The following is a 24,840-nucleotide window of genomic DNA, read 5'->3' as shown; positions in this document are numbered from 1 at the left end:
TCAGGAAAAAAGGCGACAGATTGCTCTGTCGCCTTTTTTCTTTGCTTGCTTTCTGCTAGATTTCGCCGCAATTCTATACTGAAGAAAACGACTTAAAGATAAAACATCATGAAAAAACCAACCTCCGCTGCGGGTGCGAAACGCCCTGCAAAAGCACGCCGCAAAACGCGCGAAGAACTGAACCAGGAAGCGCGCGATCGCAAACGCGATAAGAAACATCGTGGCCATGCTGCGGGTAGCCGTGCAAACGGCGGTGGTGCAGCGGGCGCTTCTGCAAAAAGCAAGCAGCAGAAAGATGCTCGTATCGGCAGTAAAACTCCCATTCCGCTGGGCGTGACAGACACCCCGGTCACTAAGCAGCACAAACCAAAGAGCGAGAAACCTATGCTTTCACCGCAGGCTGAGCTGGATATGCTGGAGAACGATGAGCGCCTGGACGCGCTGCTGGAACGTCTTGAAGAGGGTGAAACCCTGACCGCAGAAGAGCAGTCATGGGTGGATGCTAAACTGGACCGCATTGATGAGCTGATGCAGAAACTCGGTCTGTCTTACGATGACGAAGACGACGAAGAAGAAGACGAAAAGAAGGAAGATATGATGCGTCTTCTGAAAGGTGGAAACTAACATTTGCACCCGGCAGGCACGATAGTCCTGCTTATAACCCTTCCGGTTATATGTTATCTGGTGTGGTTATTCGTTAAACTACGGCGGTTGTCGCGGCGACAGAAGTGGCTGCGCACCCGAATGATGGCTCGCGATGGGGCCAGAACGGGCCGCCGTATACGAACGCGACACCAACGGAAGGAGTGAGCATGTCAGCACCAACTATCGACTGGGATTTGGCCCTAATCCAGAAGTATAACTATTCCGGGCCGCGTTACACGTCATACCCCACTGCGCTGGAGTTCTCCGATGCCTTCGGCGAGGCGGATTTTCAGCAGGCCGTCGCGCGCTATCCTGAGCGCCCGCTGTCGCTCTACGTCCATATTCCGTTCTGCCATAAGCTCTGCTACTTCTGCGGCTGCAATAAAATCGTGACCCGTCAGCAGCATAAGGCCGACCAATACCTGGATGCGCTCGAACAGGAAGTTGTGCACCGCGCGCCGCTTTTTGTTGGCCGTCACGTCAGCCAGCTTCACTGGGGCGGCGGCACGCCAACCTATCTGAATAAGGCGCAAATAAGCCGTCTGATGACGCTGCTGCGCGGAAATTTCAATTTTAAAGACGACGCCGAAATCTCGATCGAAGTCGATCCGCGTGAAATTGAGCTGAATGTCCTGGATCATTTACGCGCGGAAGGCTTCAACCGGCTGAGCATGGGCGTGCAGGATTTCAATAAAGAGGTCCAGCGTCTGGTGAACCGCGAGCAGGACGAAGAGTTTATCTTCGCCTTACTCAACCACGCACGTGACATCGGCTTTACCTCGACCAACATCGACCTGATTTACGGCCTGCCAAAGCAGACGCCGGAGAGCTTCGCCTTTACGCTGAAGCGCGTGGCTGAACTCAGCCCGGACCGCCTCAGCGTCTTTAACTACGCGCACCTGCCGACGCTATTCGCCGCTCAGCGCAAAATCAAAGATGCGGATCTGCCTTCTGCCCAGCAGAAGCTGGATATCCTGCAGGAAACCATCACCTCGCTGACCGAGAGCGGCTATCAGTTTATCGGCATGGATCACTTTGCCCGTCCGGACGACGAGCTGGCCATTGCCCAGCGCGAAGGGGTACTGCACCGCAACTTCCAGGGTTACACCACCCAGGGCGATACCGATCTGCTCGGCATGGGCGTCTCTGCCATCAGCATGATTGGTGACTGCTACGCGCAGAACCAGAAAGAGCTGAAGCTCTACTACCAGCAGGTAGATGAAACCGGCAACGCGCTGTGGCGCGGCATCGCGCTGACCCGTGACGACTGCATTCGTCGTGATGTGATTAAAGCGCTTATCTGCAACTTTCGTCTCGACTTTAGCGACGTGGAAGCACAGTGGGATCTGAAATTCAGCGATTATTTTGCACAAGACCTGGAGCTTCTGGCGCCGCTGGCTAAAGACAGGCTGGTGGATGTGTCGGAGAGTTCAATTGAGGTCACGCCGAAAGGGCGTCTGTTGATCCGTAACATCTGCATGTGCTTTGACGCGTATCTGCGCCAGAAAGCGCGACTGCAGCAGTTCTCGCGGGTGATTTAAATCGCAAAAGCACGAAACGTAGGCCGGGTAAGGCGAAGCCGCCACCCGGCTTTTACGTTCAACCCCGCTAGCTAAACAGCCCAACCAGCGCCGCACACAGCACCGCCGCAACGGCGGTTTGTGGCGTGTGGCTTTCAACTGCTCCGCTAGAGAGCATATTGACTAATGTTTCCAGCATGATCTCCACCCTCGATTTCCGGGCACGATCATACAAAACTCATCGGAACAGTAAAGCGCAAAATAACGGCAATTTGCGCTCAATTAATAACCTTTACACTTCGGGGAATCTTACTCCATTCCCAGCTCTTTAAGCTTGCGCGTCAGGGTATTACGTCCCCATCCCAGCAGGCGAGCGGCTTCCTGCTTATGGCCCTGCGTATGACGAAGCGCGGTGGTCAACAGCGTACGCTCCATCTCGGGCTGAGCCTCAGACAGCAGGTTTTGATGACCGGAACGCAGCGCGCGGTCGGCCCACTGCGCCAGCAGCGTCGCCCAGCTGTCCGGCAGCGCGTGTCCGGTACTGCTTTCTGGCGCGGTGGCCTCAAACAGCTCGGCCGGTAAATCCTGAATCAGCACTTCCTGTCCGGCGGCCATCACGGTTAACCAGCGGCAGGTGTTTTCCAGCTGACGGACGTTGCCCGGCCACGCCAGGCGGGTGAGGGCGGCATCGGTTTCCGGGTGCAGCTGCTTGGCTTCCACGCCCAGCTCGCGGGCGGCAACCTGCAGGAAATGACGCGCCAGGCGGGGAATATCTTCCCGACGCTCGCGCAGCGGCGGCAGATGAACGCGAATGACGTTCAGACGGTGGAATAAATCCTCACGGAATTTCCCCTCCTGCACGCGCAGCTCCAGGTTCTGGTGCGTCGCGGCGATAATGCGCACGTCCACCTTCACCGGCGCATAGCCGCCCACGCGATAAAACTGCCCATCGGCCAGCACGCGCAGCAGGCGGGTCTGAACGTCCAGCGGCATATCGCCAATCTCGTCCAGGAACAGCGTGCCGCCGTCAGCCTGCTCAAAGCGCCCCTGGCGAATGGTATTCGCGCCGGTAAACGCACCTTTTTCATGGCCGAACAGCTCGGATTCAATCAAATCCTTCGGGATCGCCGCCATATTCAGGGCGATGAACGGCGCTTTTGCCCGCGGGCTGTGGCGATGTAACGCATGCGCCACCAGCTCTTTACCGGTTCCCGATTCACCGTTAATCAATACGCTGATGGACGAGCGGGACAGACGGCCAATAATGCGAAATACGTCCTGCATCGCCGGCGCTTCGCCGATGATGTCCGTCGTTGGCCCAAAATCGGGCGCGTGGCGGGGCTGTTGCTGCTCCTGGTAGTGGCTAATCGCGCGCTCAACCAGCGCCACCGCTTCGTCGATATCAAACGGTTTGGGCAGGTAATCAAACGCCCCTTGCTGATAGGCGCTCACCGCGGCATCCAGATCGGAGTGCGCGGTCATTATGATGACCGGAAGCATCGGGTGGCGTTGTTTGATCTGCTTTAACAGCGCCAGCCCGTCCATGCCCGGCATACGGATATCCGAAAGCAGAACATCTGGCGTTTTGGTGGTGAGTGCGTCGAGCACTTCGCTGCCGCTCTCAAACGTCGTGCAGCTTAATCCTGCCCCTGTGAGCGCGCGTTCAAGCACCCAACGGATGGAGCTATCGTCATCGACTACCCAGACTATCCCTCGTTGCATAAACGTCACCTTTATTTTTTAATCGGCAGGAAAACCGAAAACTCGGTATGTCCCGGCCAACTGGTAAATTCAATTTTTCCGGAGTGCTGATCGATCAAGCTGCGGGCGATAGATAAGCCCAGACCCGTACCGCCTTCGCGCCCGCTTACCATCGGGTAGAACAGGGTGTCCTGCAGATGCGCAGGAATACCGGGACCGTTATCCTCAACGTCGATACGGGCCGCCAGACGATAGCGCACGCCGTGCAGCGTGAGCTGGAAGGCGGTGCGGGTGCGTAAAATAATCTCGCCGCCTTCCGGCCCCAGCGCCTGCAGGGCATTGCGCACAATATTCAGCAGTACCTGCTCAATCTGATCGGGGTCATGCGCCAGTTCCGGCAGGCTGGGGTCGTAATCACGCACCAGCGTGACGTTCTCCGGCAGTTCCATGGAGACAAGCTTCACCACCCGTTCAGCCACTTTATGGATGCTTTCTGAAACGTGCATGCCGGGCTGCTGCGGCCCAAGAAGGCGATCAACCAGGTTACGCAGGCGGTCCGCCTGCTCAATGATGACGTTGGTGTACTCCGCCAGCGCGGGGTCGGGCAGCGCTTTGGTCAGAAGCTGTGCCGCGCCGCGTAACCCACCCAGCGGGTTTTTGATTTCATGCGCCAGACCACGCACCAGGTCACGGGCGGCAATTTGCTGCGCATGCTGCAGCTGTTCCTGGCTCAGGCGACGCTGGTTATCCATCGGCGCCATTTCGAGCAGGATCATTCCCTCGGGAAGTCGTTGCGCGGTAAGCGACAGAATGTGCGAGCGCCCGTCGATCACCAGCGTCACTTCGTTATCGGTAAACCCCTGGCCGGCCTGCAAGCTTTCCTGCATCAGGCCAATATTCAGCGAAAAATAGCTCAACAACTCAGGAAGCGGGGTGCCAAACAGTTTGCGTGAACTCTGGGCGAGCAGCTGTTGCGCCGCCGGGTTGGCGTAATGGACGGCCAGCTCGTCGTCGACCAGCAAAATACTGTTAATTAAAGAATTGAGGATCTGCCCAGCATCGGGCAGCGTGCCAGTTGCCATTCAGCAGTCTCCTGGAGTAGTTGCACTATTTTAGTGCAGTATAGCGGTTTCGGCGTAAAAAGCGCGTGAGATCAGGTTGTTGGTGGAGAAAAAAGCCCATCCGGAGATGGGCTAAAAGTTTCCACGGCAACTACCCCCGGCGCTTTTCACGCCGGGTAAAACAACTAAATTAAACGCTGTAGTACAGTTCGAACTCAACCGGATGCGGAGTCATACGCACGCGGTCGTTCTCTTCAGTACGCAGAGCGATGTAGGCATCGATAGCGTCGTCAGTGAATACGCCACCTGCGGTCAGGAACTCGCGGTCTGCGTCCAGCGCCTGCAGGGCTTCTTCCAGAGAACCCGCAACCTGTGGGATCTCTTTCGCTTCTTCTGGCGGCAGGTCGTACAGGTTTTTGTCCATCGCTTCGCCCGGGTGGATCTTGTTCTTGATACCGTCCAGACCGGCCATCAGCAGTGCTGCGAAGCACAGGTATGGGTTAGCCGCTGGGTCCGGGAAGCGCACTTCGATACGACGCGCTTTCGGAGAAGCTACCACCGGGATACGGATAGAAGCAGAACGGTTACGCGCAGAGTAGGCCAGCATTACTGGTGCTTCGTAGCCCGGGACCAGACGCTTGTAGGAGTTGGTGGTTGGGTTCGCCAGGGCGTTGATCGCTTTAGCGTGTTTGATAACACCACCGATGTAATACAGCGCCTGCTCGGACAGACCAGCGTATTTGTCGCCAGAGAACAGGTTGGTACCGTTCTTGGACAGAGACATGTGGCAGTGCATACCGGAACCGTTATCGCCAAACATTGGTTTTGGCATGAAGGTCGCGGTTTTACCGAAACGGTGCGCAACGTTGTGCACAACGTATTTGTAGATCTGAATTTCGTCCGCTTTTTTGGTCATGGTGTTGAAGCGGGTTGCCACTTCGTTCTGACCAGCAGTCGCCACTTCGTGGTGGTGCGCTTCAACAACCAGGCCCATCTCTTCCATCACCAGACACATGGTGGAACGGATGTCCTGTGCAGAGTCGACCGGAGGAACAGGGAAGTAACCGCCTTTCACACCAGGACGGTGACCTTTGTTACCACCTTCGTATTTGGTGGAAGAGTTCCATGCACCTTCGATGTCGTCGATAGCCACGTGGGAACCGGAAATAGAGGCACCGAAGCGGATGTCGTCGAACAGGAAGAACTCTGGCTCTGGCCCGAACAGAACGGTGTCCGCGATGCCGGTAGAACGCAGGTACTCTTCAGCGCGTTTAGCGATAGAACGTGGGTCGCGGTCGTAGCCCTGCAGCGTGCCTGGCTCGAGGATGTCGCAGCGGATGATCAGGGTTGGTTCTTCGAAGAACGGATCAATGACCGCAGTGGTTGCGTCTGGCATCAGAACCATGTCGGATTCGTTAATGCCTTTCCAGCCACCAATGGAGGAGCCGTCAAACATTTTGCCTTCTTCAAAGAATTCGGCGTTCACCTGATGAGCAGGGATTGTGACGTGCTGTTCTTTACCTTTGGTATCGGTGAAGCGCAGATCAACAAACTTCACTTCATGTTCGTTCAGCATCGTCAAAACGTGTTCAGCGGACATACTTAACTCTCCAGATTGGTCATTGTCGTCGTGGTAACGAGGTCTTCAATTTCTGTTTGTACTGGCTGTTGCCATGTATTTTTTATAAAGCGAAATCTGTGCCAACTTTTAAAACACCCCAAAAAGGCGTTATCATGCGCACCATAGTGCAAAAGGGCTGCACCATGATGGATTTGTTGCACCAGTATAGTGCTTCATTGTGAACATTGAGCACCATATTGGTGCAATTTACGTTAAAGTGCCCTTTTACCGCTCCGTGAAAGCGATCACAAAGCATCTCTGCAATACTTGTTTGCGGGGGATGTTTGTGATCCTGTTTTGTAGTGCGATTAATCCGTGTACAATAACGCGCTATTTCTAAATGCCTGAGGCAAAGTTGTGATCGAAAATTTGCGTAACATCGCCATCATCGCGCACGTTGACCATGGTAAAACTACCCTGGTTGATAAGCTGCTGCAGCAATCCGGTACGTTTGATGCACGTGCCGAAACCCAAGAACGCGTGATGGACTCCAACGATTTGGAGAAAGAGCGTGGGATTACTATCCTCGCGAAAAACACCGCGATTAAATGGAATGACTACCGTATCAACATCGTTGATACCCCAGGGCACGCCGACTTCGGTGGTGAAGTTGAACGTGTAATGTCCATGGTAGACTCCGTTCTGCTGGTCGTTGACGCAATGGATGGCCCAATGCCACAGACGCGCTTCGTGACCAAAAAAGCTTTTGCCCATGGTCTGAAGCCAATCGTTGTTATCAACAAAGTTGACCGCCCTGGCGCGCGTCCTGACTGGGTTGTTGACCAGGTATTCGACCTGTTCGTTAACCTCGACGCGACCGACGAGCAGCTGGACTTCCCTATCGTTTACGCTTCTGCACTGAACGGTATCGCAGGTCTGGACCACGAAGACATGGCTGAAGACATGACCCCGCTGTATCAGGCGATTGTTGACCGTGTCCCTGCGCCAAACGTTGACCTGGAAGGCACCCTGCAGATGCAGATCTCCCAGCTCGACTACAACAACTACGTTGGCGTTATCGGCATTGGCCGTATCAAGCGCGGTAAAGTGAAGCCTAACCAGCAGGTCACTATCATCGATAGCGAAGGCAAAACCCGTAACGGTAAAGTCGGTAAAGTACTGACTCACCTGGGTCTTGAGCGTATCGAGAGCGACATCGCTGAAGCGGGCGACATCATCGCGATCACCGGTCTGGGTGAACTGAACATCTCCGACACCATCTGCGATCCGCAGAACGTCGAAGCGCTGCCAGCCCTGTCCGTTGATGAACCAACCGTTTCTATGTTCTTCAACGTCAACACCTCTCCGTTCTGTGGCAAAGAAGGTAAGTTCGTTACCTCTCGTCAGATCCTTGACCGCCTGAACAAAGAGCTGGTGCACAACGTTGCGCTGCGCGTTGAAGAAACCGAAGACGCTGATGCGTTCCGCGTTTCTGGTCGTGGTGAGCTGCACCTGTCTGTTCTGATCGAAAACATGCGTCGTGAAGGTTTCGAGATGGCGGTTTCCCGTCCGAAAGTTATCTTCCGCGAAATCGACGGCCGTAAACAAGAGCCGTTCGAAAACGTCACGCTGGACGTTGAAGAGCAGCACCAGGGTTCTGTGATGCAGGCGCTGGGCGAGCGTAAAGGCGACCTGAAAAACATGAATCCAGATGGCAAAGGCCGCGTACGTCTCGACTACGTGATCCCAAGCCGCGGCCTGATCGGCTTCCGTTCTGAGTTCATGACCATGACCTCCGGTACCGGCCTGCTGTACTCCACCTTCAGCCACTACGACGACGTTCGTCCGGGCGAAGTGGGCCAGCGTAACAACGGCGTGCTGATCTCCAACGGTCAGGGTAAAGCGGTTGCGTTTGCGCTGTTCGGCCTGCAGGATCGCGGTAAGCTGTTCCTGGGTCACGGTGCTGAAGTTTACGAAGGCCAGATCATCGGTATTCACAGTCGTTCTAACGACCTGACCGTAAACTGCCTGACCGGTAAGAAACTGACCAACATGCGTGCGTCCGGTACTGACGAAGCAACGGTTCTGGTTCCGCCGATCAAGATGACGCTGGAGCAGGCTCTGGAGTTCATCGATGATGACGAACTGGTAGAAGTGACGCCACAGTCAATTCGTATCCGTAAGCGTCACCTGACCGAGAACGATCGTAAACGTGCTATGCGCGGTGCGAAAGAAGACTAATACGGTCAATCCGTAGTAAAAAAAGCCGCTGATCCCTCAGCGGCTTTTTTATTAGAACGAATACCGTAACCCCAGGCGGATTCGGTACTGCTCCCGGTTGTAGTCATTCCATCTATCCAGCCACTGTAATTCGAGGTACGGCAGCCAGTTTCTGTCGATCTTATAGCTGAATTTATTGGTAATTTCCCAGTGATGATCTTTGCCATTTTTGCTGTGGTAATCATTCACCCGCTGGAAAAAGTGCGGTTCAAAGGTGTAGAAAAACGCATCCGTCACTTTGAAATTCCAGTAGTTGGCAAATTCGTGCGTGTCGTTTTTATCCATCTGCCCGTTATAGTCCGGCGTATCGTAATTGTTATGGTTATAGCGATAGCGGAACGTCAGATTAAACCAGTCCGTAAATTTGTAGTTGGTATCTAAATAAACTGCGCCACCGGACCCCGCGCTGCTGTCGTTAATCAACCCGCCGGGCTGGAAGGTGAGTTTGTCGGTCGGTTTAAAGAGCGGATACCACCCCTCTATTTCGTTATAGCTGTGCTTAAGCTCATCCCATTTGCCCACGTTATAGGCGTTGGTAAACATCAGCCCCGCGCCCATATCGAAGTTATAGCCCGCACGCAGGATCACCTCGTGCAGCTCAGAAGCCGTATTGTAGGCTTCGCGGGTTTCGACATAGGCCCCGGCAAATACCGGGCAGGACACAGACGACACGATCAGTACAGTGATGATTCTTTTCATAATTTGTCCATGTATCAGGTACAGAAAGGCCTCCCTCCTGATAAACAGGAAGGACATAATGGCCGGATTTATAGTTATAAAGTGACTGCTGACGCTTTATTGTTGGTGGTTATCTCAGGGGTATTCGCGGTTTGTTTTTTCCGTTTTCCAATCTCCTCGATAATAAAGGCGAAGCGCGCTTCGTTGAGTTTATAAAACAGCCCCATGGTCACGGCGGCGACAATCGCCAGACCGCACGGCCAGAGGAAAATCAGCTGACGCAAACCCAGCAGCGTGCCCGCGCTCTGTACCGCATGGGGAACGTAGCCAATCTGGGTCAGCATGATGCCGGGCAGGAAACCTGCGAGCGCGGCGGAGATTTTGCGCGAGAAGGTATAGCCGGTGTAAACCGACCCTTCGGCGCGAATGCCGGTTTTCCACTCGCCGTAATCGACGGTATCCGGCACCAGCGCCCAGTTCAGGCTGTTCACAAATGCCGTGCCGAAGAAGGCCATGCAGGAAAACAGCACGAACAGCAGGGAGCTGGTCCCCCAGAAGAAGTTCAGCACGTCGCCCACTGCCCACAGCGTCAGCCCGCCCAGATAGACCGGCTTCTTGCCAAAGCGCTTCACCGCGCCGGGGACCAGAAACACGCCAATCAGAATGCAGCCCATGCTGAAAAAGCCCATCCACGACAGCAGATGCAGATCGTTCAGCACGTACTGGGTGTAATAAACCTGGATCGCCAGCTTGATGTTGAAGGCGGCGAGGGTACACAGATTGGCGATGCACAGCACCAGCAGCGGTGGATTGCGGAAAATCGCGCAGAACGATTTCAGAATGCCGGGCTTATGGTGATCGGGCGTAAGCTCCACGTAGCGTTCTTTCACGCCGCTGTAGCACCACCACATGCAGAACAGGCCGCCGGTAACGAACACCAGCGCGGCCACCAGATAACCGAGGGAGGGCTGGCTGACGAACAGCGCCTGGATGGGCATAAAGCCGACGGTGCAGAGCAACAGCCCCACCGTAGCGCCGCCCTGACGCCATGCCGCAAGCTGCGCGCGCTCGTTCGGGTTTTTGGTGATGGCCGGGACCATCGCTCCGTAGGCGCAGTTCATCAGGCTATAGCAGAGGCCAAACATCATGAAGAGCACGGTGGCGAGGGCCGTTTTCACCGTCAGGCTAAAGTCGTTGGCCATAAACTGCGCCGTCGCCACCAGCGCCACCGGAACGGAGGCGTAAAGAATGAACGGCCTGAATTTTCCCCGCGCGCCGATGTTACGTCGGGAGTCCAGCAGTACGCCGGTCAGCATGTCGGTAAACGCGGTAAAAAACTTTGCCACCAGGAAAATAATGCCGCCATAGAACGCAGGCATGCCCAGTTCGTCCGTGTAAAACTTCAGCAAATACAGCGTGCCAATACACAGCATCAGGTTCGAGCCAAAATCGCCCATCCCGTAGGCGCACTTCTCTCGCAGGCTCAATTTCAGGGTTAACGGATCACTGTTATGTGTCATGGTCGATCCTCAGAGCGCCCAGCCGGGCGCTCTATCTCGTCATTTAGGCCGTACGTTTGCGCAGTTCAATCTCTTCAACAATGCGCACATACATCTTCTCGTTGAGGTTATAGAAGCAGCCCATCGCCACGATGGTGATGATCGCCAGCAGGCTCGGGTAGATAAATATCAGCTGCCGCAGCCCTTCAACCGTTCCGGCGGATTGCACCACGTTGGGCACATAGCCGATCTGGGTGAGCATGATCCCCGGGAAAAAGCCCGCCAGCGCCTGGGATACCTTCCGGAAGAAGGTAAAGCCGGTATAGACCGTCCCCTCTGAGCGCATGCCGGTGCGCCACTCGCCGTATTCCACGGTATCGGATACCAGCGCCCAGTTCAGGCTGTTCACAAACGCGGAGCCAAAGAACGCCAGGCAGGAGAACGCCACAAAGCTCACCGAGCCGCCACCGAAGAAATAGTTGAGCAGATCGCCCGCCACCCAGATCATCAGCCCGCTGATGTAGACCTTTTTCTTGCCGAAGCGCCGCACCGCGCCGGGCATCATAAAGACGCCGATAAAAATGCAGCCCATGCTGAAGAAGCCCATGTACGACAGCAGGATCGGGTCGTTCAGCACGTACTGCGTGTAGTAGACCTGGATGGCGAGTTTGACGTTAAAGGCGCCCAGCGTGCACAGGTTAGCGATGCACAGGATAAACAGCGGACGGTTCCCGGCGATGGCGCGAAACGACTGCAGCAGCCCCGGCTTTTGCGTCGGGTTTGCAGGCTGCGTCTCGACGTAACGCTCGGTCACGCCCTTATAGCACCACCACATAAAGAACAGGCCGAACAGCGAGAAGAGGGTCGCGGCAAAGATATAGCCAAGCTGGTCGTTGCCCTCGATCAGGTTCATCACCGGCACAAAGCCCACGGTACAGAGCAGCAGGCCCAGCGTGGCGCCGCCCTGACGCCAGGCGGCCAGCGAGGCGCGCTCGTCCGGGTTTTTGGTAATGGCCGGCACCATCGCGCCGTAGGAGCAGTTCATCATGCTGAAGAACAGGCCGTACAGCATAAACAGCACCGTCGCCATCACCGTTTTACCGGTGATTTCAAACGGCGTGCCGACGAAGTTGGCAATCGCCAGGAGGGTCACCGGGAACGCCGCGTAGAGCACGAACGGGCGGAATTTCCCTTTCGGGCCAATCTTGCGCCGGGAGTCGAGCATGATCCCGGTCCCCATGTCGGTGAAGGCGGTAAAGAACTTCGCAATCAGGAAGATGATCCCGCCGTAGGTGCCCGGCAGGCCCAGCACGTCGGTGTAAAACTTCAGCAGATACAGCGTGCCGATATCCAGCAGGATGTTAGATCCGAGGTCGCCCATCCCGTAGGCGAGTTTTTCTTTAAACGGCAGGCGTAGGGTTGCCGGATCGGAAGTATGTTGACTCATTATTATTCTCCGTCTGCCCGCAGGTTTCCCTGCGGGCGAGCCTTATCAGATATGACGTAAGGAGCTAAACAGATCTGCCCAGTCGCTGTGCTGGCGATAGAACACCGGCGGCTTGCCGAGCGGGGCATCAACGGTCACGTCGCCGCCATCGCAGGTTTCCCCGGTCCACGCATTGACCCAGCTGTCCTGCGGCAGATAGAGCGTCCAGTCGTGGCGACCCTCTTCATGAACCGGCGCCACCAGCAGATCGCGGCCAAACAGATACTGATATTTCAGCGTGTAGGCACGTGCGTCGTCTTCGTAGTGCAGGAACAGCGGGCGCATTACCGGCAGGCCGCTTTTCGCATTCTGCGTGACGGCGGCTTTGATGTACGGCGTCAGGGTGGTGAAGACGGTGGTCATGCGCGCGAAGTGCGCGATGGTTTCCGCGTCACCGTCGAACTGCCAGTTATCGCCAGGGCGGTTGCCCTCGTGGGTGCGCATCATTGGCGTAAAGGCGCTGAAGTCGCACCAGCGCAGGAGCAGCTCTTTGCTGCGCTTCATCTCGAAAAGCGTCGTATAGCCGCCGATGTCGCTGTGGTGCAGGCCGTGCCCGGTCATCGCCAGCGAAAGGGCCGCAGGTACGACGGACGCCAGACCGTCGTCCAGGCTCCAGTCGACGTTCTGATCCCCCGCCCACATCATCACCGAGTGCTTCTGGCTACCGGTGTAGCCCGCACGCATAAAGAACAGGATCTCGCCGAGCTTGCCGGTCTCCTGGAGCGCCTCGTAGTTACATTTTGCCCACAGGGCAGGCCAGGCGTTATGCATGATCTCCGCGCTAACGCCGTTGTGCAGGAAGGTATCGGTCGGCAGATACTCACCGAAATCGGCCATCCAGCCGCCGCAGCCCAGCGCGATCAGGTTCTTTTTAATGACCTCTTTGTACCAGCCGTAGGCTTCCGGGTTGGTCAGGTCGATAACGCCCGCGTAGAACTCGCCGAACTCGACGTGGTAGTCCTTACCGTCGGCGTTTTTGGTCAGATAGCCGCGCGTTGCCGCTTCTTCGCAGAGATCTTTATCGCTGGCGACGTATGGGTTGATATAGGAGAGGAACTGCACGCCTTCCTGTTTCCACTGCGCAATACGCTCGTCAAGCTGCGGATACAGCTCGCTGTTCCACTTCCAGTTCCACATCACGCGTTTGCCGAAGGAGGTCATGCGAATCCCGGACCAGTCCTGCGCCCAGATGCCGTTTACCTTCACACCGCCCTGGCGCATAGCGTCGAGCTTTTGCTGGCACACTTCGGTGCCGCCCTGAATACCCAGCGTCACGCCGTCGTAAACCCAGTCCGGTAGTTCAGGCTGACGCCCCAGCAGGCCGGTGAGTTTTTCCAGTAGATCGACGTAAGTTTGCGCACATTCGAAGCGCAGCGTGGCGTTATCTTCCCAGAACGCCAGCTCGTGGAACTCCGGCGCGCTGAAGTCGAAGTTCATGTAGCAGCTGTTGTCCACGTGGCAGTAGTACTTCTGAGTGCTCACAAAGGTGGGCTGCGGGAAGAAGGTCCAGTAGTAGTCGCCGCCCGCGTTCTCTTTGCAGTCGGCCTGCCAGGTGACGTAGGTCTGCTTATTGCGGCCTACGCCCTGCTCGCTGGTCCACAGCGGGAACGGCTTGCCGCGCAGATCGAAGTACGAGAACTGCTCGCCGCAGCCGTAAATATGATCTTCCGGCTGCGCCGCCAGCCGCAGCCAGATGCGGTTATAGCGGGTGGCGTCGTTTTTAAGCTTCAGCTCGAGACGGCCATCCGCATCGACGCCCACCAGCAGCGTCGCGCTCACCGCGTCGCCGCGGGTAAAGCGGATAGCCCAGCCTGCGCTTTGCTGCGTGACGGTCGCGTCCGTCAGGGCAATCTTTTCGTTGAGCTTGTCCTTGATGCTGAAATTGCCGCGAAACATCTCGATATCGGCCTCGCCTGCGCCAATCCACAGGCAAGGGGCATCCACTGTGTGGGATAAAATCAGACGGTCCTGCCAGCGCAGGGTGAAGCCACTTTCGTTATTTTTCAGGTCAATATTGTGTAGGGTACGCATAAACACTCCGTCTTTATTATTTAGCCAGGCTATCCAGTAAACCAGCGGCTACGGCAGGGGCTAAGCCCGGTGCCAGCGGCAGGCGGGGGATTACCAGGCAGTGCAGCAGGTGGTAAATATCCTGCTTGCCGTCCCAGACTTTGGTGGTCACTTCGTTATTGGTGTCCAGCTCCTGCCACCAGGAACCGTTTTCGTAGTCCATCAGGTACTTGATGCAGTAATCCCACCATTTCTGATACCAGGCTTCGTACTGCGCCTCGCCGGTCACGGTGTAAAGCGCATAAGCCGTGCCCATCGCCTCGACGATTGGCCAGCGCACGCGTTCACGCACGATTGGCTTACCGTCCCAGCCCACGGAGTAGACAAACCCATCGGCCCCGTCGGGTGCCCAGGCGTCGCGGATGGTGGCGTGGAACAGCCCTTTCGCATCTTCCAGCAGCCACTCCGGTGGGGTTTCAAAGCAAGCCTCCAGCGCGGCGCGCAGGTGCAGCATCAGACGGCCCCATTCGATCCAGTGCCCCGGCGTGCCGCCGTAGGCGCGGAAGCGGTGAGCAGGGTTATCAATGTTGTAGTCGCGGATTGGGTTCCAGTTCGCGTCGAAATGCTCGTTAACGCGATACTCTCCGTTGCGCGCCACGTCGTGAATAATCACCGAGGCGATGCGCAGGGCGCGATCGAGCCATTTCCGGTCGTGGGTCACGTCATAGACGATGAGGAAAGCTTCCACGGCGTGCATGTTGGCGTTCCCGCCGCGGTAATCTTCCGTTTTGCTGAAGGCCTCATCCCAGGACTCCAGGCACATCTGCTCCTGCTCGCTCCAGAAGTAGCGCTCAATCACCTCGATGGCATCGTCCAGCAGCCTGCGCGCCTGCGGGTGGCCGGTGGTGACGGCGCTCGCCGCGCCCAGCAGAACGAAGAAGTGCTGATAGCCCTGCTTGGAGGCATCCATCACGCCCTCATCGTTAACGCAGGCGTACCAGCCGCCGTGCCGTTTGTCGCGCAGCGGGCCGTTAAGGGCGCTGATGCCGTGCTCGACCAGGGCATACGCGCCGGGGCGGCCCATGTTTGCCGCCACCGCGTATACGTGCAGCATGCGGGCGGTGATCCACAGATGGGTGCCCATATCGCTGCGCACCTGGCCGTTATTGCCCAGCCAGCCAAAGCCGGTCGGTACGGCGGCGTTTTTACCGAAATCAAAGATGCGGTCGGTCTCTTGTTCGAGCCAGCGGTTATGGCTCAGGGTGTTAAACCATTTCATGTTCGGGTCCTTTCTCAGCGGCGAGCCATCATTTCGTCGACGATCTCACCCAGACGCTGCAGTTTGGGTACAGAAATATCGCGGAGCATCAGCCCGGTGTCCGGCAGGCCAATCACCGATGACCAGACGGCGCGACCGGCTAAAAAGCCAGATGCCCCTGCCTGCATCGCTACGCTCACGGCGCGCGGGAATAATTTTTCGTCCACGCCGGAGGAGAGGATCACCCACGGCATAGCGATGTTCTCGTTTAGCCTTTGCGAGGCGGCCAGCAGTTCCGGCTGCGTGCCTTTGCCAAACAGCGGCATCTCCACTTTGTAGAGGTCTGCGCCGCTGTCGCCCAGCTCTTTGGCCGCGTCGATAATCGCCTGCTCGCGGTCAAATGCGGCACCGCGACGCGGCGGACGTACAACCGGCTCGATAATGCTCAGCAGACCGTTATCGTGGCACAGCGTATTGAACGCCTTCACCATCTCCAGACGCTGCTGCGGATCTTCATCGCTACGCCACAGCACCAGCAGCTTCAGCGCCTTGCCGCCATCGCGTTTGACCGCCTGCGCGTCGACGTTCTTGTCGATCACCACGCTGTCGACCGGTATACCGTTCCCCGGAATAAACTCGTCGGCCGCCACAATCATCGCGCAGCTTTTGGCAACGGCCTGCTGCTCCACAATCTGGCGATAGCAGAACTGCTGGTCGACGAGAATGGCAGAGGCGTACGGCGACAGAATTTTCGCTGCGTTGACCTTAAAATCCGTCAGGTGCTGGTCGGTTACCGGCACCGGTGCGCCTGCGGCGGCAAACATCAGGCGCATCGCTTCGCGCTGATCCACGGCCAGCATCGCAAAACCGCCGGAAGGTCGGGTGATATCTTTCAGGGTGTACATCGTCATTCCTCAGTCCTTTCGTATCAGTGTGTTTTTTTCAGCCCGGCAGATGCGCGAACCTGTTCAAGAATGGCTGTCCAGTCTTCGCGCCCGCGCCCGGCGGCGCGTGCCTGGTTGTAAACTTCGCGGGAAGCCGCGCCCAGCGGCATCGGAACGTGGAGCTGGTTGGCCACGTCCAGGGCGATCCCCAGATCTTTATGCGCAAGGTCGATCATGAAGGCGGGAGAAAGATCCCCTTTCAGCACCTTGTTCGGCCATGAGGTGGTGAAGTGGCCTTTACCTGCAGGCGTACCGCTCATCACCTTAAGTGCCACATCGAAGGAGAGGCCAAGCGCTTCGCACAGCACGGCGGCCTCGGCGGAAAGGGCGTTCAGGGCGATGCTCATATAGTTATTGATAAGCTTCACGCGAATGCCCATGCCCGGCCCGCCGGCGTTAATCAGCTCATTGCCCATTGCCATCAATACGGGAGTAGCGCGCTCAACCTGCTGCGCCGTGCCGCCAGCCAGAAGGAGCAACGTACCGGCGACGGCGTGGTCAGACGTGCGTCCGACGGGCGCGTCCATCAGGCTGAAGCCGCGTCCAGCCATGTCGCGGATCAGCGCGTCGGTTTGTAGCGGGTGAATGGTGGACATATCTATCACCAGCGCGTCGGGGGATAGCCCCTCGCACACGCCGTACTCATCGAACAGCACGCTGCGCACCAGGTCGCCATTTGGCAGCATGGTGATGACGAATTCGGCGTCCGTGGCGGCCTGCGCGGGCGTTGCCGCCGCCTGTGCGCCGCTCTCCACCAGCGCCTGCACCGCCTGCGGGTTCACATCAAAAACGTTAAGCTGGTGGCCCTGTTTCAACAGATTCTTCGCCATTGGCGCGCCCATCTGCCCTAAACCGATAAATGCGATTGCTGACATGCCTCTCTCCTGTCACATCGTGTCAATTTTTGCGCGTTTGTGTTGTCTGTTTTTGATCGTATTTGTAATTTATAGTCAAAAAATTGACACGGGTCACTTTTTAAACATTTGATGAAATTAAAATGAAAGCATCAGAAATCGCAGAAGGAATTACCATGACTCGCATCGTTTGTGTCGGCATTACCGTGCTGGATCGCATCTGGTATCTCGATGATTTACCTAAGGAAGGTGGGAAATATGTCGCAAAAGACTATACGGAAGTGGGCGGCGGTCCGGCGGCCACTGCGGCGGTGGCGGCGGCGAAACTGGGCGCGGAAGTGGATTTTATTGGCCGGGTGGGGGACGACGACACCGGTAAACGGCTGCTGGCGGAGCTGGAATCCCTGGGGGTGAATACCCGCTACACGCGCGTCTTTAAAGGTGCCCGATCGTCACAGTCGGCGGTGTTGGTGGACGGCAGCGGAGAGCGCGTCATTGCGAACTACCCCAGCCCCGATCTCCCTGCCGCGGCAGACTGGCTACGTGAAATCGACTTCTCGCAATGGGATATCGTTTTAGCAGACGTGCGCTGGCATGACGGGGCAAAACAGGCGTTTACTTTGGCCCGGCAGCAGGGCGTTCCTACTTTGCTTGATGCCGACGTCACCCCGCAGGAGATCGCGGAGCTGATTGCCTTAAGCGACCATGCGGCTTTCTCCGCGCCGGGCCTGCGGCGCTTAACGCAGCTGGATGAAACCGAAGACGCGCTGAAAAAAGCACAAATGCTCACAAATGGACATGTGTACGTCACGCAGGGGCGAGACGGCTGCTTTTGGCTGGAAAATGACACGCTGTGCCATCAGCCCGGCTTTGAGGTGGACGTGGTAGATACTACCGGGGCGGGTGACGTTTTCCACGGCGCGCTGGCGGTCAGTCTGGGACAACAAACGTCTTCAGCCGACGCTGTGCGTTTTGCCAGCGCCGTCGCAGCCCTGAAATGCACCAGGCCCGGCGGGCGCGCGGGTATACCCGACTGTGATCAAACCCGCTCTTTTTTGTCACTTTTTGTATAAAATGCGGGGCGTGATGGTTTTCAGAGGACAGCCCATGAGCCTTACCGAACTGACCGGCAACCCGCGTCACGATCAGCTGCTGACGCTGATTGCCGACCGCGGCTATATGAACATTGATGAACTGGCGCAGCTGCTGGATGTCTCCACGCAAACGGTGCGCCGGGATATCCGCAAGCTCAGCGAGCAGGGGCTGATCACGCGTCATCATGGCGGCGCGGGCAGGGCATCCAGCGTGGTGAACACGGCGTTCGAACAGCGCGAAGTGTCGCTTACCGAAGAGAAGCGGGCGATTGCCGAGGCGATTGCGGACTATATTCCGGACGGCTCGACTATTTTCATCACGATCGGCACGACCGTGGAGCATGTTGCCCGGGCGCTGCTCAACCATAATCATCTGCGCATTATTACCAACAGCCTTCGGGTGGCGCATATTTTGTATAAGAACCCGCGCTTTGAAGTGATGGTGCCGGGTGGCACGCTGCGCCCGCACAATGGCGGCATCATCGGGCCTGCTGCAACCGCCTTTGTGTCTGGCTTCCGTGCAGATTATCTGGTGACCAGCATCGGGGCGATTGAGCACGACGGCGCGATGATGGAGTTTGACGTTAACGAAGCCAGCGTGGTGAAAACCATGATGGCGCACTCCCGCCATATTCTGTTAGCGGCCGATCATACGAAATATACCGCTTCTGCGGCCGTTGAGGTTGGTAACGTGTCGCAGACTACTGCGCTCTTCACCGATGAGATGCCTGGCTCGGCGCTGCAAAATCATCTGAAATCCAGTAAGGTTGAAACGGTGCTGGCCTGTACCAGCGATGATATTGCCTGAAGCAAAAAGCCGCTGATCCCTCAGCGGCTTTTTTGTTGTTACTTGAAGCTGTATTTCACCCCAAGCATCCCCTGCGTATCGCTGTAGCCTTTGTCGCCAATCTGCTGAGCCACATTGCCCCAGACGCTAAGCTGCGGCGTAATCTGCCCCTCTACGCCTGTCTTTAACTCACCAATATTGCGTGCACCACGCATCTCATTGCTGACGTCATCCATGCGAATGCGCGTGGTCTGGGTATTGTGGATCCAGTTCGCCTCGATAAACGGCTGGAAGGTGCGTGATTTACCGTCATCCATCGCGTTATGTCCGCTGATGTAGGCCTTCACGCCGAGACGTGTCATCAGGTTCCCCTGAGTTTCGTCTTTCACCCGCGTACCGTTACGTTCGCGATGGTCGTCAGCCTGCACGTCCATCCAAACGGCCTGCGCCTTCGGCTGGATCCAGTAGCTGTTACGGCCGCTTTCACCCACCTTAACGCTGTAGCCTGCTTCGACAGAGGCGGTCACACCGCTGGAGCGATAATTCTCAGTGGCCTGATCCTGTCCCATGACCTTATTGTCAAACCAGTTATACAGCACCCAGCTGTCAACGTAGGTGCCGCTTTTATCGGCTTCGTTTGCGTACCAGGTACCGTACAGACCTACGCTATAGCCATTCACTTCGCCGCGTGAGTGGTATCCGGTCAGGCTGGAAGCGCTCCGGCTCTGGCTGTTGCCGTAGCCCGCCATCAGGCCAAGATGCCACCGATCCAGGCCGTCGCTGCTCCACTGAGCGATATCACCACCCAGCTGCAGCACATAGCGGTTGGCCGTTGTTTTTAGCTGGCCGCTGCCGTCTTTGAAGCGCGTATGTCCGCCGACGTTACGCATCCACAGGCTCGTCACTTTTTGCTCGCCGGTGAGCATGTCGGTGTACTGCGTTTCACCCAGGCGATCGTGCAGGCGGGTCATAAACAGCGTATTTGCCGCATAGCTGTTCGCCTGATAGCTGCCGAATTCCGGGCGATACTGATGCTCGCTTTTCGGCGGCGCGGCAGGTGGTACCGGTTCTTGCGGCGGAATCACCGGGTCGACGGGCGGATCGACAGGGTCGACTGGTGGGTCTACGGGGTCGACAGGTGGATCCACCGGGTCAACAGGCGGGTCGACGGGGTCTACCGGTGGGTCTACCGGGTCAACAGGGGGATCTACCGGGTCGACCGGTGGGTCAACGGGTTCAACCAGGCTGGTCAGAAACCAGTTCTTACCTTTCTGCACAACGTTATAGTCATAACCCCCCGCTACGATACGGCTGGCCTTCTCAAACGTCCCCGCTGAGTTGCCGCCAACGCTGACAATTTCAATCCCTTCAACGGTTTGTGCGCCAGCACCGCCAATGTTGTTCACGTCAACCGCGGTATGACCGGACGTATTTCCTTCAACAATCAGCTTGTCGGTTTCAGAGGTATCATCAGACAGCACGGTATTGAAAACCAGCTTGCCGCCGTTGCCGATGTAATCCTCATTGATGGTCAGGGTTTGCCAGGCCGTGTCTTCATCGTGCTGGAAATTTATCGTGCCGCCCGCATTCAGCGTCAGGCTGGTCACCGTGGAGCTGTCACGCATATTCCACACGGCGTCATTCATCGTAAGCGCGATAGTCCCGGTGCCGGCGGCGTTGCTCTCTATATAAGACGCTCCGTTCCATAGCGAGCTGTTCTCCATTGTCAGCGTAATGGTACTGTTTTGTGCCGGAAGGGTGCTGTTGGCCGCCACGCCACCTGCGGCAAGGATATCGCCGTTAAGGATGAATTTTCCGCCTGCGGAGGCATCAATAATTCCGCCATTGCTGGCGTTCAGGGCATAGCTACCGTTGTCGCGCTGGCCTGCGGTGGTAATGGTTGCCCCGCCGTCGAGCGTTATCACGCCGCGTGACCAGGCATACATCCCGTGCGGCGCCTGGGCGGAGCTGCTGGTTTTCTCGCTGCTATTTACCGCAACAGTGACGTTATCTCCCACATTCACCGCTGCTGTGTAAGCGTAGATGCCATGCGCGCTGGCACCGTTGGTGGTGATGGTTGCGCCTTCATCAAGGGTGATGGTTGACGAACCGGTAGAGTACACGCCGGAGGCACTGGCCGCGTCGGTGGTAATGTTCGCACTTTTTCCGAGCTCAATTTTTGACGCCGAGCCCGCATACAGGCCGTAGGCCGATGCGCCGTACGTTTCGAGAATGGCTTCATTGCCCAGACGGACGTACGATCCGCTCTGGTTAGTACGAATCCCCTCGGCATAGGTACCCCGCGTCACAATATGTGCACGATCGCCGACGATAACGTTATTTTTTGCCTTAGAAGCGTCATTCAAGGCATAGGCGCTAATGCCGCGACCGGTACTGCCGGTGGTTTCGATATAAAGATCGTCACCCACATAAATATTGGCGGAGCCGAGAGAGCCCTGACTGAAGGAACTGTACCCGGCATTAATGCCATCGCCGCTTTGGCCATTCACGTAAATGTGGGTGCGGTCGCCGGTAATGATAAACACCGGGTTATTCGGCGTGTTCATACCATGGGTACGAATACCGTCGACATCTTTACCGTTATTGGCGGCCACTTTTGACTGGGTACGAATAGTCAGGTCGTCACCAAATATCACCCCCGGGCTGCCGGACGTGGAGTTCTGAATAACGGTCACGGAGTGCTCGAAGGCTTCCGCTCCCGGCCCGTCAAGGGTGATCCCATCTCCGTAGATGGGAATATTGCCTGGGCTGTACTGGTAGACATAGTTAGGATCGCTGGTATTTTTGCTAAAGTTTGCGTTTGCCGTTGCAGGAATCAGCGCCTGTATTTCTGCAGGCAAATCCGTTACCGCTCCGGAGGCAGGTAAATTAGCAAAATCAATAACTGCTGCATTTGCGGTAAATAGCGCTGACGATAGCGCCAGCGAAATCGCAACGGCGACAGGTGAATGTTTCATTATATATGGCATAACTGCCCCCTTTCTTTCAGGCGTAGAACATCCTCCACACCATTAAATGTGGGTATGTTAAGGAGATGAAATTACAAAACAGAAACGAGTATTTTATGAATGCTGGTACCTAACTTCCTCTCTAATCGTATTTTATGAACATAAATTTTCTTCACATCAATGCTGTCTGTTTTTATTATCTCCTGGAGGCACACTCCTGACATAAATCTGTTAAGCAAAGTAAATTCAACAGTATTCAGGGTGTTTCCTCGTCTACTGTTCATACGTCTGCCGGAAAAGAGGTGGTTAATTTTTTCCTGTAATACAGCGTCATTGTCATCTGAATAAATAATTCCCTTTATTTCATCATGATGAGCGAATAAGTAATTAGCCAATGCCTCCAGCTTGCGGTCCGAGATAAGAACGATGTGCATGTTAGTTATCGCCAGATGCTCAATCCATTGCGGATCGGCAAGTACGCGCAGGTTGTACATCGAAAAATCTACAAAAATAAAACCACGTAATAAGTGATTCTTGTTTCCCCGCAATATTTTATTTGCTACTGCAAGTTGCAGGAAATGATTACCAATCGGCCAAACTGCGAACGAAGCGTTACCACAGTATTGTGAGCGCACTGCGTTATCCGGGAGTAACTGACAGGACAGTTCACAGCTTATGCAGCGGACAACCTTTTGCGACGACGTTATCATCCAGCCCACTCCTGTCTTATTTTCATTGTCAATATTTCACTGCCTTTCAAATGTGTCAATCTTGAAACATATCCAGGGATCCTGACGTGTTTATGAAAAATAGCGGCAGTTAAAATAAATTCCTGGCGGTATCTATTTTGTCAGGCTGTAGCCATAACGGCATAACATCAGTAGCCAGACATAATCCAGGAATATTCATCAATCCTTTAAGATTATTCGGCAAAAAAAAGCCTGGAAGAAGATTCAGGGAATAGCACTAATAGCTAAAGATTCTTCTCCTCGATCTGCCTGGACGTCAGTCTCTTCTCAATGTGGAACTCAATATAATTATTCGGCCTGGCGAAGTGTAATGAAATCTCATTATGTGGGTTTAGCTGAGACTCACCTAAGAAAACATCAATGTAACTGTTTGAAAAATAATAGTTTGATTTTAATCTTAGGTATGGTGTTCTCGCACCCTAATCATCGTGACCTATACTGTTGTTAAATATTCGTAAGTGTTTAGGGTGTTTAGGATTAAATATTGTTATTGCTGAGGAAAGTAAAATTGTATCTCATTAACAAACTGGTCGAGTATGATCCGGAAAACAAAACCCTGGCGAATCCCATATCCGGGCGCACGATACAATTGCAGCTTCCTGCTAATCTCTGTTTTCTTTATCTCGTTACCCACCCCGGAGAAATTATTTCGCAAAATCAGTTAATGGTGGTGGGATGGGGGGAGCGTAATGACGTTACAACCCCAAATACCTTTTATCAGGCCATTTTGACTTTGCGCAATGCGCTGGCTGAGGTGGGGTTACCGCGTGATACCGTTAAAACGATTTCGCGTCGTGGGCTGATGCTTTCCAAAACAACCCACGTTGAGGTATTTACCCCAACCACTGAGGCGGTGATAGTCAATAAAGACGAGGAAACAGTTGCTGACACCGTGATACAGAGACCGGTCTGGTTGATCATTACCACCACTGTGCTTTTACTGATCGTACTTATCAACGGAGTGGTGTTATATAAACACCACCTGACGATGCCGTTCAGTAATTATATTCCGCTCTCAACGGGCAGTAAGGTCGGCCCCTGCCAGCCTTTTTATGCGCCTAATGAACCTATGCAGGACCATTACCTGCGCTTGTTAAAGAATTATCCTGCCCTGTGTGCCGAGAACCGGTACGTTTTTCTCATCGGCTATAGTAAAACGGAGCGAATCGCGGCATTTGTCTGTAATAACGATGCGCGACATGACGCGACGGCGTTATGTACCACGCATTATTTTTGGGCGCATGAGCAATGAAGATACTCGGGAACCGTATTATTTTACTGGGGGCGTTTCTGGGGGCTGCTATTACCAGCGGCTGGTTAGCGTATTCGCATTTTTCAAGTAAGCCGATACGCTGTACAGGTGATGTAGAGTGGACGATTGGTAAAAACCGGTTTGTAGGTACCGTTTCCTGGCGAATGCAGCATAGGGAAGGAACTGCTGTCATTAACGGTAAATTGTTTGGTCACGCGGTTTCTGAAGTTAACCGTACCATCTATTTCCACTACAGCTATCATCAGAATGCGCGTGTATTAAATAACGATCGTATTGTTAAAACCTTTGCTGATAGGGCGGATGAGACCGATATCAATGCAACCCTGCCGGGCTTTTATCGCACGCCGGGAAGAGATCTGAGCCTGATGATTGATGAGTATCGCGGAGCCTGGCTTTTTGCCGCGTCAAACGTCCCTTCGCTGTACTGTCGTAAAAACGCGCCGTAAAAATCGATCGCACACCTTAGACGGC

General features: G+C 55.4%; 20 protein-coding genes. 7 read left to right on the top strand and 13 right to left on the bottom strand.

The genetic code is table 11. The features are described 5' to 3' along the window. Positions 1 to 108: 108 nt before the first annotated feature. Positions 109 to 624 carry a Der GTPase-activating protein YihI gene (yihI, locus tag URZ40_RS19540; protein WP_320721010.1) on the top strand — a complete coding sequence of 172 codons (516 nt, stop codon included), beginning with the start codon at positions 109 to 111 and terminating at the stop codon, positions 622 to 624. 188 nt (positions 625 to 812) lie between these two features. Continuing rightward, positions 813 to 2,186 (top strand): oxygen-independent coproporphyrinogen III oxidase, encoded by a 1,374-nt coding sequence (gene hemN / locus URZ40_RS19535; RefSeq protein ID WP_320721009.1) that lies wholly within the window; start codon positions 813 to 815, stop codon positions 2,184 to 2,186. Between the two features lie 67 nt (positions 2,187 to 2,253). Here hemN and URZ40_RS19530 read toward each other — a convergent pair whose 3' ends face one another. From URZ40_RS19530 to glnA, 4 genes are all read right to left on the bottom strand, one after another. Next, positions 2,254 to 2,364, bottom strand: a complete 111-nt coding sequence (locus URZ40_RS19530) for a YshB family small membrane protein (protein ID WP_023331639.1) — start codon at positions 2,362 to 2,364, stop codon at positions 2,254 to 2,256. 110 nt (positions 2,365 to 2,474) lie between these two features. Continuing rightward, entirely contained in the window at positions 2,475 to 3,887 is a 1,413-nt protein-coding gene (gene glnG / locus URZ40_RS19525; protein WP_028014893.1) for a nitrogen regulation protein NR(I), read from the bottom strand. Between the two features lie 11 nt (positions 3,888 to 3,898). Further along, positions 3,899 to 4,948, bottom strand: coding sequence for a nitrogen regulation protein NR(II) (glnL, locus tag URZ40_RS19520; RefSeq protein ID WP_116343739.1), 1,050 nt, complete (start codon positions 4,946 to 4,948; stop codon positions 3,899 to 3,901). A gap of 169 nt (positions 4,949 to 5,117) precedes the next feature. Then, positions 5,118 to 6,527, bottom strand: coding sequence for a glutamate--ammonia ligase (glnA, locus tag URZ40_RS19515; RefSeq protein WP_008501856.1), 1,410 nt, complete (start codon positions 6,525 to 6,527; stop codon positions 5,118 to 5,120). A gap of 378 nt (positions 6,528 to 6,905) precedes the next feature. On the opposite strand from glnA, the gene typA reads away from it, so the two are divergent. After that, positions 6,906 to 8,729 (top strand): ribosome-dependent GTPase TypA, encoded by a 1,824-nt coding sequence (typA, locus tag URZ40_RS19510; RefSeq protein WP_028014891.1) that lies wholly within the window; start codon positions 6,906 to 6,908, stop codon positions 8,727 to 8,729. A gap of 51 nt (positions 8,730 to 8,780) precedes the next feature. On the opposite strand, the gene ompL is transcribed toward typA, so the two are convergent. The 7 genes from ompL to yihU all read right to left on the bottom strand — a co-directional run bounded on the left by ompL (position 8,781) and on the right by yihU (position 17,518). Beyond that, entirely contained in the window at positions 8,781 to 9,467 is a 687-nt protein-coding gene (gene ompL, locus URZ40_RS19505) for a porin OmpL (RefSeq protein WP_003861929.1), read from the bottom strand. A 74-nt stretch (positions 9,468 to 9,541) separates the two neighbouring features. After that, entirely contained in the window at positions 9,542 to 10,966 is a 1,425-nt protein-coding gene (locus tag URZ40_RS19500; protein ID WP_006808724.1) for an MFS transporter, read from the bottom strand. A 43-nt stretch (positions 10,967 to 11,009) separates the two neighbouring features. Further along, positions 11,010 to 12,392, bottom strand: coding sequence for an MFS transporter (locus URZ40_RS19495; protein ID WP_320721008.1), 1,383 nt, complete (start codon positions 12,390 to 12,392; stop codon positions 11,010 to 11,012). Between the two features lie 45 nt (positions 12,393 to 12,437). Beyond that, complete coding sequence (locus tag URZ40_RS19490; RefSeq protein ID WP_320721007.1) at positions 12,438 to 14,462, bottom strand: alpha-glucosidase; 2,025 nt, start codon at positions 14,460 to 14,462, stop codon at positions 12,438 to 12,440. A gap of 16 nt (positions 14,463 to 14,478) precedes the next feature. After that, positions 14,479 to 15,720, bottom strand: a complete 1,242-nt coding sequence (gene yihS / locus URZ40_RS19485; RefSeq protein WP_320721006.1) for a sulfoquinovose isomerase — start codon at positions 15,718 to 15,720, stop codon at positions 14,479 to 14,481. A gap of 14 nt (positions 15,721 to 15,734) precedes the next feature. After that, positions 15,735 to 16,610 (bottom strand): sulfofructosephosphate aldolase, encoded by an 876-nt coding sequence (gene yihT, locus URZ40_RS19480; RefSeq protein ID WP_316380689.1) that lies wholly within the window; start codon positions 16,608 to 16,610, stop codon positions 15,735 to 15,737. Between the two features lie 17 nt (positions 16,611 to 16,627). Further along, positions 16,628 to 17,518, bottom strand: coding sequence for a sulfolactaldehyde 3-reductase (gene yihU / locus URZ40_RS19475; protein WP_316380690.1), 891 nt, complete (start codon positions 17,516 to 17,518; stop codon positions 16,628 to 16,630). 155 nt (positions 17,519 to 17,673) lie between these two features. On the opposite strand from yihU, the gene URZ40_RS19470 reads away from it, so the two are divergent. Both URZ40_RS19470 and URZ40_RS19465 read left to right on the top strand, forming a co-directional pair. Then, positions 17,674 to 18,570 carry a sugar kinase gene (locus URZ40_RS19470; RefSeq protein WP_316380691.1) on the top strand — a complete coding sequence of 299 codons (897 nt, stop codon included), beginning with the start codon at positions 17,674 to 17,676 and terminating at the stop codon, positions 18,568 to 18,570. 34 nt (positions 18,571 to 18,604) lie between these two features. After that, positions 18,605 to 19,399, top strand: a complete 795-nt coding sequence (locus URZ40_RS19465) for a DeoR/GlpR family DNA-binding transcription regulator (RefSeq protein ID WP_316380692.1) — start codon at positions 18,605 to 18,607, stop codon at positions 19,397 to 19,399. A gap of 38 nt (positions 19,400 to 19,437) precedes the next feature. Here URZ40_RS19465 and URZ40_RS19460 read toward each other — a convergent pair whose 3' ends face one another. Next, entirely contained in the window at positions 19,438 to 22,368 is a 2,931-nt protein-coding gene (locus URZ40_RS19460; protein ID WP_320721005.1) for an autotransporter outer membrane beta-barrel domain-containing protein, read from the bottom strand. A gap of 71 nt (positions 22,369 to 22,439) precedes the next feature. Continuing rightward, on the bottom strand, positions 22,440 to 23,057 hold the full coding sequence (locus URZ40_RS19455; protein WP_320721004.1) for a helix-turn-helix transcriptional regulator: 618 nt from the start codon (positions 23,055 to 23,057) through the stop codon (positions 22,440 to 22,442). A gap of 547 nt (positions 23,058 to 23,604) precedes the next feature. On the opposite strand from URZ40_RS19455, the gene URZ40_RS19450 reads away from it, so the two are divergent. Both URZ40_RS19450 and URZ40_RS19445 read left to right on the top strand, forming a co-directional pair. Beyond that, positions 23,605 to 24,348: a winged helix-turn-helix domain-containing protein gene (locus URZ40_RS19450; protein WP_320721003.1), complete on the top strand. Its 744-nt coding sequence runs from the start codon at positions 23,605 to 23,607 to the stop codon at positions 24,346 to 24,348. Beyond that, complete coding sequence (locus URZ40_RS19445; protein ID WP_116343743.1) at positions 24,345 to 24,815, top strand: hypothetical protein; 471 nt, start codon at positions 24,345 to 24,347, stop codon at positions 24,813 to 24,815. The genes URZ40_RS19450 and URZ40_RS19445 overlap by 4 nt, the downstream gene beginning before the upstream one ends. The last annotated feature ends 25 nt before the right edge of the window (positions 24,816 to 24,840 follow it).

The organism is Enterobacter sp. 296B2, assembly GCF_034106185.1.
Taxonomy (GTDB): Bacteria; Pseudomonadota; Gammaproteobacteria; order Enterobacterales; family Enterobacteriaceae; genus Enterobacter; species Enterobacter cloacae_N.
Note: the sequence above shows the minus strand (reverse complement) of the source record. Positions and strands in the feature narration are given on the sequence as shown.

What these genes read in the sequence shown, in the direction of transcription:
- URZ40_RS19465 (WP_316380692.1), top strand. Translation starts at nt 18,605, where the DNA reads ATGAGCCTTACCGAACTGACCGGCAACCCGCGTCACGATCAGCTGCTG.
- yihU (WP_316380690.1), bottom strand. Translation starts at nt 17,518, where the DNA reads ATGTCAGCAATCGCATTTATCGGTTTAGGGCAGATGGGCGCGCCAATG.
- yihI (WP_320721010.1), top strand. Translation starts at nt 109, where the DNA reads ATGAAAAAACCAACCTCCGCTGCGGGTGCGAAACGCCCTGCAAAAGCA.
- URZ40_RS19470 (WP_316380691.1), top strand. Translation starts at nt 17,674, where the DNA reads ATGACTCGCATCGTTTGTGTCGGCATTACCGTGCTGGATCGCATCTGG.
- URZ40_RS19460 (WP_320721005.1), bottom strand. Translation starts at nt 22,368, where the DNA reads ATGCCATATATAATGAAACATTCACCTGTCGCCGTTGCGATTTCGCTG.
- glnG (WP_028014893.1), bottom strand. Translation starts at nt 3,887, where the DNA reads ATGCAACGAGGGATAGTCTGGGTAGTCGATGACGATAGCTCCATCCGT.
- URZ40_RS19495 (WP_320721008.1), bottom strand. Translation starts at nt 12,392, where the DNA reads ATGAGTCAACATACTTCCGATCCGGCAACCCTACGCCTGCCGTTTAAA.
- URZ40_RS19490 (WP_320721007.1), bottom strand. Translation starts at nt 14,462, where the DNA reads ATGCGTACCCTACACAATATTGACCTGAAAAATAACGAAAGTGGCTTC.
- URZ40_RS19500 (WP_006808724.1), bottom strand. Translation starts at nt 10,966, where the DNA reads ATGACACATAACAGTGATCCGTTAACCCTGAAATTGAGCCTGCGAGAG.
- yihS (WP_320721006.1), bottom strand. Translation starts at nt 15,720, where the DNA reads ATGAAATGGTTTAACACCCTGAGCCATAACCGCTGGCTCGAACAAGAG.
- glnL (WP_116343739.1), bottom strand. Translation starts at nt 4,948, where the DNA reads ATGGCAACTGGCACGCTGCCCGATGCTGGGCAGATCCTCAATTCTTTA.
- glnA (WP_008501856.1), bottom strand. Translation starts at nt 6,527, where the DNA reads ATGTCCGCTGAACACGTTTTGACGATGCTGAACGAACATGAAGTGAAG.
- ompL (WP_003861929.1), bottom strand. Translation starts at nt 9,467, where the DNA reads ATGAAAAGAATCATCACTGTACTGATCGTGTCGTCTGTGTCCTGCCCG.
- URZ40_RS19530 (WP_023331639.1), bottom strand. Translation starts at nt 2,364, where the DNA reads ATGCTGGAAACATTAGTCAATATGCTCTCTAGCGGAGCAGTTGAAAGC.
- yihT (WP_316380689.1), bottom strand. Translation starts at nt 16,610, where the DNA reads ATGACGATGTACACCCTGAAAGATATCACCCGACCTTCCGGCGGTTTT.
- URZ40_RS19445 (WP_116343743.1), top strand. Translation starts at nt 24,345, where the DNA reads ATGAAGATACTCGGGAACCGTATTATTTTACTGGGGGCGTTTCTGGGG.
- URZ40_RS19455 (WP_320721004.1), bottom strand. Translation starts at nt 23,057, where the DNA reads ATGATAACGTCGTCGCAAAAGGTTGTCCGCTGCATAAGCTGTGAACTG.
- hemN (WP_320721009.1), top strand. Translation starts at nt 813, where the DNA reads ATGTCAGCACCAACTATCGACTGGGATTTGGCCCTAATCCAGAAGTAT.